This is a genomic window from Rhizobium sp. BK060, assembly GCF_014193145.1.
Taxonomy (GTDB): domain Bacteria; phylum Pseudomonadota; class Alphaproteobacteria; order Rhizobiales; family Rhizobiaceae; genus Rhizobium.
The window spans coordinates 137671-149681 of record NZ_JACHYW010000009.1; the positions used below are offsets into that span (position 1 = coordinate 137671).

12 protein-coding genes and 1 tRNA gene are annotated in these 12011 nt (G+C 59.7%); 10 read left to right on the forward strand and 3 right to left on the reverse strand.

Going from position 1 to position 12011, the window contains the following annotated elements; all coding sequences use genetic code 11:
• From FHT71_RS12300 to FHT71_RS12310, 3 genes are read left to right on the forward strand one after another with little or no spacing between them, the layout of a single operon-like run.
• Positions 1-1986 carry an acetyl/propionyl/methylcrotonyl-CoA carboxylase subunit alpha gene (locus tag FHT71_RS12300; protein ID WP_132588694.1) on the forward strand — a complete coding sequence of 662 codons (1986 nt, stop codon included), beginning with the start codon at positions 1-3 and terminating at the stop codon, positions 1984-1986.
• A complete protein-coding gene (locus tag FHT71_RS12305; RefSeq protein ID WP_132588693.1) occupies positions 1983-2870 on the forward strand; it encodes a hydroxymethylglutaryl-CoA lyase in 888 nt (295 codons plus the stop codon). The genes FHT71_RS12300 and FHT71_RS12305 overlap by 4 nt, the downstream gene beginning before the upstream one ends.
• A complete protein-coding gene (locus FHT71_RS12310) occupies positions 2870-3646 on the forward strand; it encodes a crotonase/enoyl-CoA hydratase family protein (RefSeq protein ID WP_132588692.1) in 777 nt (258 codons plus the stop codon). The genes FHT71_RS12305 and FHT71_RS12310 overlap by 1 nt, the downstream gene beginning before the upstream one ends.
• A gap of 152 nt (positions 3647-3798) precedes the next feature.
• Here FHT71_RS12310 and FHT71_RS12315 read toward each other — a convergent pair whose 3' ends face one another.
• On the reverse strand, positions 3799-4887 hold the full coding sequence (locus tag FHT71_RS12315) for a Fic family protein (RefSeq protein ID WP_183719773.1): 1089 nt from the start codon (positions 4885-4887) through the stop codon (positions 3799-3801).
• 236 nt (positions 4888-5123) lie between these two features.
• Positions 5124-5213, reverse strand: a tRNA-Ser gene (locus FHT71_RS12320).
• Positions 5214-5517: 304 nt separating this feature from the next.
• On the opposite strand from FHT71_RS12320, the gene rplU reads away from it, so the two are divergent.
• The 4 genes from rplU (at position 5518) to FHT71_RS12340 (ending at position 7507) form a co-directional block, all read left to right on the forward strand.
• Positions 5518-5835, forward strand: coding sequence for a 50S ribosomal protein L21 (gene rplU / locus FHT71_RS12325; protein ID WP_007790977.1), 318 nt, complete (start codon positions 5518-5520; stop codon positions 5833-5835).
• Positions 5836-5870: 35 nt separating this feature from the next.
• A complete protein-coding gene (gene rpmA / locus FHT71_RS12330; RefSeq protein ID WP_007790980.1) occupies positions 5871-6140 on the forward strand; it encodes a 50S ribosomal protein L27 in 270 nt (89 codons plus the stop codon).
• A 126-nt stretch (positions 6141-6266) separates the two neighbouring features.
• The gene (locus FHT71_RS12335) at positions 6267-6923 is read left to right on the forward strand and encodes a GNAT family protein (protein ID WP_007790983.1); all 657 of its coding nucleotides are present in this window, start codon (positions 6267-6269) and stop codon (positions 6921-6923) included.
• Positions 6920-7507, forward strand: a complete 588-nt coding sequence (locus FHT71_RS12340; RefSeq protein ID WP_037082294.1) for a GNAT family N-acetyltransferase — start codon at positions 6920-6922, stop codon at positions 7505-7507. The genes FHT71_RS12335 and FHT71_RS12340 overlap by 4 nt, the downstream gene beginning before the upstream one ends.
• Before the next feature lie 41 nt (positions 7508-7548).
• Here FHT71_RS12340 and FHT71_RS12345 read toward each other — a convergent pair whose 3' ends face one another.
• Entirely contained in the window at positions 7549-8412 is an 864-nt protein-coding gene (locus tag FHT71_RS12345; protein ID WP_183719775.1) for an endonuclease/exonuclease/phosphatase family protein, read from the reverse strand.
• 84 nt (positions 8413-8496) lie between these two features.
• Here FHT71_RS12345 and obgE point away from each other — a divergent pair, with 84 nt between their 5' ends.
• The 3 genes from obgE to FHT71_RS12360 are packed head-to-tail and all read left to right on the forward strand — an operon-like array spanning position 8497 to position 12011.
• On the forward strand, positions 8497-9579 hold the full coding sequence (gene obgE / locus FHT71_RS12350; protein WP_007790993.1) for a GTPase ObgE: 1083 nt from the start codon (positions 8497-8499) through the stop codon (positions 9577-9579).
• Positions 9566-10735, forward strand: coding sequence for a glutamate 5-kinase (gene proB / locus FHT71_RS12355; protein WP_132588689.1), 1170 nt, complete (start codon positions 9566-9568; stop codon positions 10733-10735). Before obgE ends, proB begins: the two co-directional genes overlap by 14 nt.
• Positions 10728-12011 (forward strand): glutamate-5-semialdehyde dehydrogenase, encoded by a 1284-nt coding sequence (locus FHT71_RS12360; protein ID WP_132588688.1) that lies wholly within the window; start codon positions 10728-10730, stop codon positions 12009-12011. The genes proB and FHT71_RS12360 overlap by 8 nt, the downstream gene beginning before the upstream one ends.

The following is a 12011-nucleotide window of genomic DNA, read 5'->3' on the forward strand; positions in this document are numbered from 1 at the left end:
ATGTTCCAGAAAATTCTCATCGCAAACCGTGGCGAGATTGCTTGCCGGGTGATCCGAACTGCCAGGCGCATGGGGATTGCCACTGTGGCAGTCTATTCGGATGCCGATGTCGGCGCGCTACATGCAGAAATGGCTGATGAGGCTGTCCGTCTGGGGCCTGCCAGCGCGCAGGAAAGCTATCTCTCTATCGAGCGGATTCTGGCCGCGGCGGAAAGGACTGGCGCCGAAGCCATTCATCCCGGTTACGGGTTTCTATCCGAGAATGCCGATTTTGCAGCAGCCGTCGAGGCGGCAGGCATCGTCTTTATTGGGCCGCAGCCATCTTCCATTCGCGCCATGGGATTAAAGGATGCGGCAAAGGCGTTGATGGACCAGTCGGGAGTGCCCGTTGTCCCGGGTTATCACGGCGAGGAACAGAATGACGGGTTTCTGGCCGATCAGGCGACCTTGATCGGCTACCCCGTCCTGATCAAGGCCCGCGCTGGCGGCGGCGGCAAGGGCATGCGCCGTGTCGACAGCGAAGAGGAATTTCCCGAGGCGCTCGCCGCCGCGCGGCGTGAGGCGAAGGCTGCCTTTGGCGACGACGCCGTGTTGATCGAGCGGTATCTCGTTCGGCCACGCCACATCGAAGTTCAGATCTTCGGGGATCGGCATGGCAACGTTGTTCATCTTTTCGAGCGCGATTGCTCGCTCCAGCGCCGCCATCAGAAGGTGATCGAGGAGGCGCCGGCTCCGGGCATGACGCCGGAAATGCGCCGTGCGATGGGCGAGGCGGCCGTGCGCGCGGCGCGTGCCATCTCCTATCGCGGTGCCGGCACCGTGGAGTTCATTGCGGATGTGTCAAACGGCCTCTGGCCGGATCGCTTCTATTTCATGGAGATGAATACCCGCCTTCAGGTCGAGCATGCCGTCACTGAGGCAATCACTGGGGTTGATCTGGTCGAGTGGCAATTGCGCGTAGCCGCCGGCGAGCCCCTGCCGAAGAAGCAGTCGGAGCTCGAAATCTACGGCTGGGCCTTCGAGGCGCGAATTTATGCCGAGGATGCGGCCAAAGGTTTCCTGCCCGCAACGGGTACGATCAGGCATCTAGACTTTCCTGACGTTACGGCGCGGATCGATGCCGGGATCCGTCCCGGCGACACGGTCTCCGCCCACTACGATCCTCTGATCGCGAAGATGGTCGTGCACGGGCCCAGTCGCAGTGTCGCGCTGTTGCGACTGACCAGGGCCTTGCAAAGCTCGCATATCATCGGCGTCACCACCAATCTCGATTTTCTCGCCAGGCTGAGCGCACAGGAAGAATTTTCCGCTGGGCACCCGGATACCGGGCTGATCGATCGCAATCTGCAATCGCTGACCGCCATCGAGCCGCCAGTCGACACCGTCGTTGCGCTTGCCGCCGTCCTGTCGCTGGGCGCGCTTACGCAATCGTCGGATGGCGATCCATGGCTGACGCTGGGGCACTGGCAGCTCTGGAGCGAAATGCAGCGTATCGTCGTGCTAACCTACGAAGGTGGGCATTCAACGCTGCGAGTTGCCGCCAAGGGCTTCGATTTCTTTGCCGTGCATGATGGCCGACGAGTCATTCCAGTGAAGATCGTCAGCCGGCAGGATGATGGCTGCAGGGCGGAGGTCGATGGCCGACAGGTGCAGGTCAAGGCGAGCGTGGCGGCGCATCACATGGTGGTCAGCGTGGACCACAGAACGCATGTGTTCCACCTTGGCAACCCGCTCGATTTCAGTGCGGCTGATGTGGCTGACGGCAACAGGTTGATCGCGCCGATGCCGGGCTTTGTGAAGATCGTGCGCACGAGTTCGGGGGCGGAAGTCTCCAAGGGCGATGCGCTTGTCGTCATGGAAGCGATGAAGATGGAACTGACGCTCGTTGCGGCCCGCGATGGGACGGTGGAAGCCGTTGAGGTGAGTGAAGGACAGCAGGTTGATGAAGGCGCGGTGCTTCTGACGCTCCGGGTAGAGGAGACGTGATTGTGCAGCCCGGAGAATCGTCACTGCTGCCGCGGGATGTCTCGATCGTTGAGATGGCTCCGCGTGATGGCCTTCAGAACGAGAAGGATCTGATCCCGACGGCGACGAAGATCGCTCTGATCGACATGATCTCCGAATGTGGTTTCGAGCGGATCGAGGCGACAAGCTTTGTCAGCCCGAAGTGGGTGCCGCAGCTTGCCGACGCCGCCGAGGTGATGGCAGGTATCAAGCGAAGGCCGGGGGTCCGCTATGCCGTTCTGACACCGAATATGAAAGGGTTCGAGGCCGCGATGGCGGCGGGCGCGGACGAAGTCGCGATCTTCGCTTCCGCCTCGGAGAGCTTCTCGCAGCAGAATATCAACTGCTCCATCGCCGAGAGCATCGAACGTTTCAAGCCGGTTGCAGACGCAAGCCATGCGCGCGGTGTCCCCATGCGCGGCTATGTCAGCTGCGTGGTCGAATGCCCGTATGAGGGGGCCGTCTCGCCGGATGCGGCGGCGCTGGTCGTCGAGAGCCTGCATGCATTGGGCTGCTACGAGATCAGCCTCGGCGATACGATCGGCCGAGGACGTCCGGAGGAGGTCGATCAGATGCTGGTGACGGTCCTTTCCTATGCACCGGCGACAATGCTTGCTGGTCATTTCCATGACACCGACGGCTGGGCTCTCGATAATATCGAGGTTTCGTTGAAGCACGGGCTGCGGGTTTTCGATGCGTCGGTGGGCGGATTGGGCGGCTGTCCCTATGCCCCCGGCGCGAAGGGGAACGTTGATACCTTGGCTGTCGCGCAGTTCCTTGCCCGCAAGGGCTACCGGACCGGACTCTCGGTAGAGAAGCTGGAACAGGCTGCCCATTTTGCACAGAGCCTGAGGAGCGCAGGATAATGCCGGAAACGCTGATGATCTCGATCGACGAGCGCGGTGTTGCGCGGCTTACGCTTGCCCGTGACGACAAGCACAATGCCATGTCGGCGGAGATGATCGACGAGTTGACCGAAGCCGCAAGCGTGCTTGGGTCGGATAAGAGGGTACGCGCCATCGTGCTTGCCGGCGCAGGGAAGAGCTTCTGTGCCGGCGGCGACCTGGAGTGGATGAGAGCCCAGTTCAAGGCGAGCCGGGCGAAGAGAATCGCCGAGGCGCGACGGCTGGCGATGATGTTCAAGGCGTTGAACGAAATGCCGAAGCCGCTCATCGGTTGCGTCCACGGAAGCGCCTTCGGCGGCGGTATCGGGTTGATTAGCGTCTGTGACACCGTAATTGCCTCGGAGGCCGCGCGTTTCGGCCTGACGGAAGTCCGGCTCGGCCTGATACCGGCAACGATCAGCCCTTATGTCGTAGCGCGGATCGGCGCCTCTGCTGCGCGTTCTCTTTTCGTCTCCGGCCGAACGTTTGATGCTGCCTATGCCAAGTCGATCGGTCTTGTTGCTTCCGTTGTCGCGCCCGCCTATCTCGATCGCGCCGTCGACAAGGAGACGGACGAATTCATCGCGGCCTCGCCGCAGGCTGCAGCGCGCGCCAAGGCTCTCGCACGTTCTCTCGCCGCGCCCATCACGGACGAGATCATCGACAGCGTGATTTCTCAACTCGCAGACAGCTGGGAGACGGACGAGGCACAGGCCGGTATTGCCGCTTTCTTCGAAAAGCGCCGGCGGAATTCATAGCGGGCAGCTTCGACTGCAGCGGAGCAACTTGGCGTCAAATTGAAAGTCGCGAATGGGATCCAATGGCGGAGAGGGTGGGATTTGAACCCACGATGCCGCCCGCCAAAACGGCATCAATGTCTCACCGAAGCCGCTGTCTCGAGTGTATTCTATTACTCGGAGACTTTCAAAAACAGGGCGACCAGCCGATCGTTGATATAGTAATTGTTTCTGCCGCTTTGATGTTTGCTAACAAAACCTGCGTCCGCCAACGTATCAAGGTAGCGAGCAGCAGTCTGTCGAGTGACATTTAACTCTTGCTGCACATAGTCGATCCGCGTGTAAGGATGCCTGAATAGGTTATTCAAAAGATCCTGCGAATATAGCTTCGGGAACTCTTCCCGGAGTCTTCGCTTGGTTGTCGATATCTGCTCGCGAATGTTTTCGATGAGATCGAGAGTTGTCTTTGCTGTCTCATCAACAGCTTTGAGCATGTAAACCAGCCAACCTTCCCACTCGGCGGTGTCGCGCACATGTTGAAGCAGCCGATAATACTCGCCCTTCGAGTTATTGATTGCCCGGCTAAGATAGAGAATAGGGGTTTCGAGCAGATTGGCGCGTGTCAGATAGAGCACATTCAAAATACGCCCTATGCGGCCGTTTCCATCCGGAAACGGATGTATGCTCTCAAACTGATGATGCACCAGCGCCATCTTGATGAGCGGGTCAAGCGGTGACAACCGATCGTCATTGATGAACCGCTCTAAGGCATCCATAGCGAAAGCAATCTCTCGCTGATCTTGTGGCGGGATATAGACAATCTCGCCAGTCCGATCGTTCCTCAGCGCAGTGCCTGGAGTTTGCCTGAAACCATCGTCCCGCTGCTTGAGGAGACGGAACATGCCGACGATAGTTGAATTGGGCAGCAGACCCTCAAACTGGGTGAGTTTATCGAAGCCATACTTAAGCGCATCGCGATATAGGGAGACCTCTTTTGCTGCTGGAGACTCTGGACCTTCCGGAAATAGCTCCGCTTGAAAGAGTTCATCCTGCGTCGTGACGATATTTTCGATTTCTGAGCTGGCCTTCGCTTCTTGTAGTGCCAGGGTATCGATCAGGATACCTTGGTTCGGTATCGCAGCCGCTCGCCCTTTCAGCTCAGCGAGCGATCTGTTCGCGGAGGCGAGTGCTTTCAATACCTCAATGGTCTCCAAGTCGGAGAGTTTAGAAAGATCTGGCAAGGAGTAGGTCGGCTTTAACATGTGCGACTCAATGAGTTAAAAAAAACGCATTTTCTTAACACGTCTGAGCCTCATGTTAAACTAGCGAACATTCGCTTACATGCGGCCAGACATCGCCAGCCGGTAGATCCTGAATATTGGGATGCGCGGCAAATACTAGGTCGTGCCGAGAATGTGGCCCTAGCCAATTTGGGCGACGATCCAAGCTTGACGAAAACCAGAGGCTGCGGGAAAACCTTGGAACACAAGGGATCCAATGGCGGAGAGGGTGGGATTTGAACCCACGATACCCTTGCAGGTATGCCGCATTTCGAGTGCGGTGCATTCGACCACTCTGCCACCTCTCCGCGGTCTGGTCGGCGCTTGTTCGGCGCGGGCGTTCTCATAACGAGAGAATGACAAGCTGGCAAGACGAAATCTCAAAGCTTTTCATCCTTTTGCCTTGACAGTTTTTTGGGGCTCGCGTATCTCGGCTCCGCAATAGGTGTGGAGAAGTCTGCGCCTGCCTGTCTCGCGCTTGCGCGGGCAGATCACCGGCAGTGAGAGTTCTGGGCTGAAGCTCCTGAAATCCCTGCTTAACCTCGACTGATAAAAAGACGGCCACCTGCTGTTTGGCGGGCACGAGCCGGAACGAACATGAAAGGATAAAAAATGTTCGCAGTCATCAAGACCGGCGGTAAGCAGTACCGTGTGGCAGCAAACGACGTGCTGACCATCGAGAAGCTTGAAGCAACCGCTGGCGATGCAATTGAATTCACCGAAGTCCTCGTAATCGGCGAAGGCGCCGACGCTGCGATTGGTGCTCCCTTCGTCAAGGGCGCTTCCGTCAAGGCCGAAGTGGTCGAGCACAACCGCGGCAAGAAGGTCATCGCCTTCAAGAAGCGCCGTCGTCAGAACTCGAAGCGTACGCGCGGCCATCGCCAGCATCACACCGTTGTCCGTATCACGGACATCGTGGCTGCTAAGTAAGATCACGGGACTTTAAGGTTTAAAGGAGAACTCCAATGGCACACAAAAAAGCTGGCGGTTCATCGCGCAACGGTCGTGATTCTGAATCCAAGCGCCTTGGCGTGAAGAAGTTCGGCGGCGAAACCGTCATCGCAGGCAACATTATCGTGCGTCAGCGCGGTACGCAGTGGCATCCGGGTTCCAACGTCGGCCTCGGCAAGGATCACACGATCTTTGCTCTTACCGCCGGCAATGTGAACTACCGAACGAAGGCCAACGGTCGCGTATACGTGTCTGTAATGCCGAAAGCGGAAGCAGCGGAATAAGCCGGTAGCGCTCTAAAACAGCCGGCGTCTCATCGACCCGGCTGAGCGTAACAGGTTCAGTCTAGAAAACAGGGGAGATGGGGCGCCATCTCCCCTTTTTTCTTGTCCAACGAAGGAGGACTGAACATGCAAGGCGAATTGTTGAGGGAAGGCCAATCGCGGTCTCCCCGGGAAGACCAGCGGTCTCCCAAGGAACGGCTGAGGCCAGAGCGGTTAAGGACCGATTGCCCTGTCTTGTTATCGGAACGGCTCGTCATGCGCGCGCCCCACGAAGAAGACATCGACGCCCTTGCCCATCTTGCCAACAACGCCAAAGTCGCCACCATGGTGTCGCGCATGCCGCACCCGTACACGGCCAATGATGCTGCCGACTTCGTGCGTCGCACGAAAAACGGCGAGATTGGCAAGTGCGTCTATGCGATCACCAAGGCGGAGAACGGCGCATTTGTGGGGTGCTGCGGGGTCGAACCGCATCTCGATGGGCGGACCGTCGAGATCGGTTACTGGCTCGGAGAACCTTATTGGAACCAAGGCTTTATGACAGAGGCATGCCATGCTTTGGTCGATATGGTCTTCCGCACACGGCAGGATGTCGACCAGATCGATGCCCGTTGCCGGGTGATGAACGTCGCTTCGCGGCGGGTCATCCAGAAGTGCGGTTTCCAGTTCCAGGGATCGGGGCTGGCGGCATCGCTGGCGCTCGGCAGCAACGTGCCGGTCGAGTGGTACAGGCTCGACCGCAAGACCTGGATGTCGCTGAGAAGCTGGGGGAGCGTCCTATGAACGCGATCAGTCTTCAGAGGCCCAGGAGCCAATCGATGACGCCCGGCCCGCTGCCGGTCATCGCTACCGACCGGCTGGTGCTGCGCCCGCACAGGCTGGGCGATGCAGATGCGATCGCGGATACGCTGTCCGACTTCGCCGTTACCCGCATGCTCGCGCGCGTTCCTGCGCCTTACGACAGGCAGGATGCGCTGGACTGGCTGGTTCCGGTGACGGCGGGTGGCATGCCCGACTGGCAGTTTGCCATCACGGCCGGCGACGACGCTCATATCGGCGTCGTCGCGATCGAGCTTCGCCATGGCCTTTGGCACCTCGGTTACTGGCTGAACCGCTTCTACTGGCGGCGCGGCTATATGAGCGAGGCGGTCTCGGCCGTGCTGGAGCGCTTTTCGCGCCGTATGCCGGAGACGACGGTTCATTCCGGCGTCTTCGCGGACAATCCGGCGTCGTTGAGGTTGCAGGAAAAGCTCGGCTTCCGCATGACCGGTTGTAGCGAAATCTACAGCTACGCGCGCAACACCATGGTCACGCATGTCGAGACCATGCTGAAGCCGGGTGCCCTGCAACAGGCCAGGATCGCTTGAGATGAAAGGAGACGTCCCGATGTGTCGGGACGCCTCAAGCCTTAGCCATCGATCTCGACCCAGACAGGGAAGTGATCAGAGCCGACCGAATTTGTGTCGATCTTCGCGGATTTCAGGCGGCCTGCAAGGCCGCAGCTGACGAAACAGTAGTCGAGATGCATGCGTTTGCCGTGATCCTTGGGATCCATCCAGCTATAACTGCCGGGCGTATAGGCCTTCAGCGCCGCGAGCGTGTCGATCGGTGTACCGATACGCTGGACACGACCGTAATAGCCATCGCTGGCGCCGGCAAAAATGCAATATTCCGGCGATTCCGGCGTCATGTTGAAGTCACCCATCACGACGTAATCCTCGGGCAGCGGCGGATCGCTGATGTCGAACTCTGCGCCGCCCGTGAGCGACCCGCCCTCGGCAACAAAGGCGTTGATGTGCTCATTCAGATGGGAAAGCTGCCGGCTGCGCTCGTCGATGGAGACATGATCGAGATGCACCGAATAGACGCGCAGCGCGCCGGCGGGTGTCCCGACAACGGCCTCGGTCGCGCCACGCTGAAGATTGATCTTGGAGATCGTTCGGCTGCGCGGCAGAAGCAGCGTTCGGGTCGACAGGATAGGCCAGCGCGAGAGCAACATGTTTCCGAACTGGAAGCGGGTTCCGCGCGGCGGCCAACCGTCCGAAGCCTCTTCGACATGCAGATCACAAGCCGGTCCATAGGCCCAGAAATGGTCGGGAAAAAGCGCTGCGAGGTCCGCAACCATGTCGGCATAATCGTTGCGAACGAAGCCTCGGGTCACCTCCTGCAGCGCGATGATGTCGCTGCCCTCAAGGCTCGCGGCGATTCGGTCGAGGTCGTAGATGCCATCAAGACCGAAGCCGTACTGTATGTTATAGCTCGCAAACTTCACGATAATCCTTTGACCTCCGATTGAACCGCCTATATCGAAAGCGGCAAGAGGGGCGATGAACTGCCACTGGACAATGGAAGTAAAATGAAATTTCTCGACGAAGCAAAGGTCTATATCAAGTCCGGAGACGGCGGCGCGGGCAGTGTCTCGTTCCGGCGCGAGAAGTTCATCGAGTTCGGCGGCCCCGATGGCGGTGACGGCGGACGCGGCGGCGATGTCTGGGTCGAGGCGGTCAACGGTCTCAACACGCTGATCGATTTCCGCTACCAGCAGCACTTCAAGGCCAAGATCGGCACGCACGGTATGGGTAGAAACCGCACCGGTGCCAACGGCGATGACGTGACACTCAAGGTTCCGGTCGGCACGCAGGTTCTCGAAGAGGACCAGGAAACATTAATTTGCGACCTTACGAGAGAGGGACAACGGTTCCGGATCGCGACTGGCGGCAATGGTGGTTTCGGCAACGCGCATTTCAAGTCGTCGGTCAACCAGGCGCCGGATTGGGCAAATCCGGGGCTTCCCGGCGAAGAAAAGACGGTCTGGCTGCATCTGAAGCTGATTGCCGATGCCGGCCTCGTCGGTTTGCCGAATGCCGGTAAGTCGACCTTTCTAGCGGCCGTAACGCGTGCGCGTCCGAAGATCGCCAACTATCCCTTCACGACGCTTCACCCGAATCTCGGGGTCGCTACCATCGACGGGCAGGAGTTTATTCTCGCTGATATTCCCGGGCTGATCGAAGGCGCGCATGAGGGTGTGGGCATTGGCGATCGCTTCCTCGGACACGTCGAGCGCACACGCGTGCTGCTGCATCTCGTGTCTGCGCAGGAGGAAAAAGTCGGCAAGGCCTATACGACGGTCAAAACGGAACTCGAAGCCTATGGCAACGAACTGACCGATAAAGCCGAGATCGTTGCGCTTTCGCAGATCGACGTGTTGGACGACGCGACGCTGAAGAAGAAGACGAAGGAACTTGCCAAGGCCTGCGGCAAGACGCCGTTCCAGATTTCGGCGGCGACAGGCAAGGGTATGACCGAAGTGTTGCGTGCCCTGCGCGATATCATCGTCGAGGCGAATGCCGGCGCGGCGGAAAAGCTTGCCAAGGCACCAAAGCTTCGCCACCGCGACATGGTCTCGGATGATGAAGGCGAGGTCAATGACGACGCGTAAGTCGCTCCAGCGCTATCGCCGCGTCGTCATCAAGATCGGCTCGGCTCTTCTCGTCGATCGCAAGACGGGTCTGAAGAAGACATGGCTGGACGCAATATGCCGCGATATTGCGGCGCTGAAGGCCAAGGGTGTTGACATCCTCGTCGTTTCGTCGGGAGCGATCGCGCTCGGTCGGTCGGTCCTCGACCTGCCTTCGGGCGCCTTGAAGCTGGAGGAAAGCCAGGCGTCGGCAGCCGTCGGCCAGATCGCCTTGGCGCGTGCCTGGTCAGAGAGCCTTTCGCGGGAGGAGATCGTTGCCGGCCAAATTCTCCTGACGCTCGGCGACACCGAGGAGCGCCGTCGTTATCTCAACGCGCGAGCCACTATCAATCAGCTTCTGAAAATCGGCGCCGTGCCGATCATCAACGAGAACGACACGGTTGCCACCAGCGAAATTCGCTACGGCGACAACGACCGCTTGGCTGCGCGTGTCGCGACGATGACCGGCGCCGATCTGCTCATTCTGCTATCCGACATCGATGGGCTCTATACGGCGCCACCGCACCTCGATCCACAGGCGGAGCTTCTCGCCACGATCGCTGAGATCACACCTGAAATCGAGGCCATGGCTGGGGGTGCTGCGTCCGAGCTGTCGCGTGGCGGCATGCGTACCAAGATCGATGCTGGCAAGATCGCGACGACGGCCGGCTGCGCAATGATCATTGCCTCCGGCAAGACGGACAGCCCGCTCTCGGCAATCGAAAAGGGCGCGCGCTCCTCGTGGTTTGCCCCTTCAAGGACTCCCGTCACGGCACGCAAGACCTGGATTGCGGGCCAGTTGCAGCCTGCCGGCGAACTTCACGTCGACGAGGGCGCCGTCGCTGCGCTCGGCGCGGGCAAGAGCTTGCTTCCCGCGGGCGTACGCAAGGTTATCGGGCTTTTCAGCCGCGGCGATACGGTGGCGATTGTCGGCCCGAACGGCCGCGAGATCGCGCGCGGTCTTGCCGGCTACGATGCCGAGGAAGCGCGGCGGATCACTGGCCGCAAGTCGACGGAGATCGAGGCAATCCTCGGTTACGCAGGACGCGCGGCCATGATCCATCGCGACGACATGGTGATGACGTCGCAGATCAGTTCAAAATCGGAAAGGCAGAAGAAGGACACAAGCTATGCTTGATACTGTTGCGCAGAGCCCTGACATTGACGCGCTGATGAATGACATCGGCCGCAAGGCCAAGGCTGCGGCGCGACCGTTGGGCTTCGCAACCACCGAGGCGAAGAACAGGGCGCTGAATGCCATGGCAGATGCGATTCTCGCCCACAAGGATCACATCCTCGCTGAAAACGCCAAGGATCTAAAGGATGTCGCCGGAACGGATATGCTGAAGTCCTTCGTTGACCGCTTGACTCTGACCGAAAAGCGCATTGTCGAGATGGCTGAAGGCATCCGCGCGATAGCCGCTCTCAAGGACCCGGTCGGTGAGGTGATCGCGGCCTGGGAACGGCCGAATGGTTTGAAGATCGAGCGCGTCCGCACGCCGCTCGGCGTCATCGGGGTGATTTTCGAGAGCCGCCCGAACGTGACGGCGGATGCTGGAGCGCTGTGCCTGAAAGCTGGCAATGCGGTCATTTTGCGCTGCGGTTCGGACTCCCGGCGTTCGTCGCAGGCAATCCATGCTTGCCTCGCGCAGGGTCTGAAGGCCGCCGGACTTCCGGAGCACGCAATTCAGCTCGTGCCGGTGACCGATCGCGCTGCCGTTGGCGCGATGCTGCGCGGACTGGATGGTGCGATCGACGTTATCGTTCCGCGTGGTGGCAAGAGCCTCGTTGCGCGCGTTCAGAACGAGGCGAGGGTGCCCGTCTTCGCTCACCTCGAAGGGCTTTGCCATATCTATGTGGATGCCTCGGCCGATCTCGGAATGGCCAAGGAGATCGTCGTCAACGCAAAAATGCGGCGCACGGGTATTTGCGGTGCAGTGGAGACTATTCTCGTCGACGGCGCTGTGGCCAGCACGCATCTTCGCCCGCTGCTGGACGCCCTTACAGGAGCCGGTTGCGAGATCCGCGGTTCGGCAGCCGTCGTTCAGGCAATGCCTGGCGTGAAGGCAGCCACCGAGGAGGATTGGTCGACGGAATATCTGGATGCCATCGTTTCGGTTGCCGTCGTGGAGGGCATTTCCGGGGCGATCCAGCACATCCAGACCTATTCCTCCAACCACACCGAGGCTGTGATTGCCGACGATCCCGATGTGGTCGAACGATTCTTCACCGAGGTCGATTCCGCGATCCTGCTGCACAATGCATCGACCCAGTTTGCCGATGGCGGCGAGTTCGGGATGGGTGCCGAGATCGGCATCGCGACCGGCAAGATGCACGCCCGCGGCCCCGTCGGCGTCGAGCAGTTGACATCCTTCAAGTATCGGGTGCACGGCACCGGACAGACCCGGCCCTGA

Coding starts and splice junctions, on each gene's coding strand:
- FHT71_RS12300 (WP_132588694.1), top strand. CDS start 1: ATGTTCCAGAAAATTCTCATCGCAAACCGTGGCGAGATTGCTTGCCGG.
- FHT71_RS12310 (WP_132588692.1), top strand. CDS start 2,870: ATGCCGGAAACGCTGATGATCTCGATCGACGAGCGCGGTGTTGCGCGG.
- FHT71_RS12315 (WP_183719773.1), bottom strand. CDS start 4,887: ATGTTAAAGCCGACCTACTCCTTGCCAGATCTTTCTAAACTCTCCGAC.
- rplU (WP_007790977.1), top strand. CDS start 5,518: ATGTTCGCAGTCATCAAGACCGGCGGTAAGCAGTACCGTGTGGCAGCA.
- rpmA (WP_007790980.1), top strand. CDS start 5,871: ATGGCACACAAAAAAGCTGGCGGTTCATCGCGCAACGGTCGTGATTCT.
- FHT71_RS12335 (WP_007790983.1), top strand. CDS start 6,267: ATGCAAGGCGAATTGTTGAGGGAAGGCCAATCGCGGTCTCCCCGGGAA.
- FHT71_RS12340 (WP_037082294.1), top strand. CDS start 6,920: ATGAACGCGATCAGTCTTCAGAGGCCCAGGAGCCAATCGATGACGCCC.
- obgE (WP_007790993.1), top strand. CDS start 8,497: ATGAAATTTCTCGACGAAGCAAAGGTCTATATCAAGTCCGGAGACGGC.
- proB (WP_132588689.1), top strand. CDS start 9,566: ATGACGACGCGTAAGTCGCTCCAGCGCTATCGCCGCGTCGTCATCAAG.
- FHT71_RS12360 (WP_132588688.1), top strand. CDS start 10,728: ATGCTTGATACTGTTGCGCAGAGCCCTGACATTGACGCGCTGATGAAT.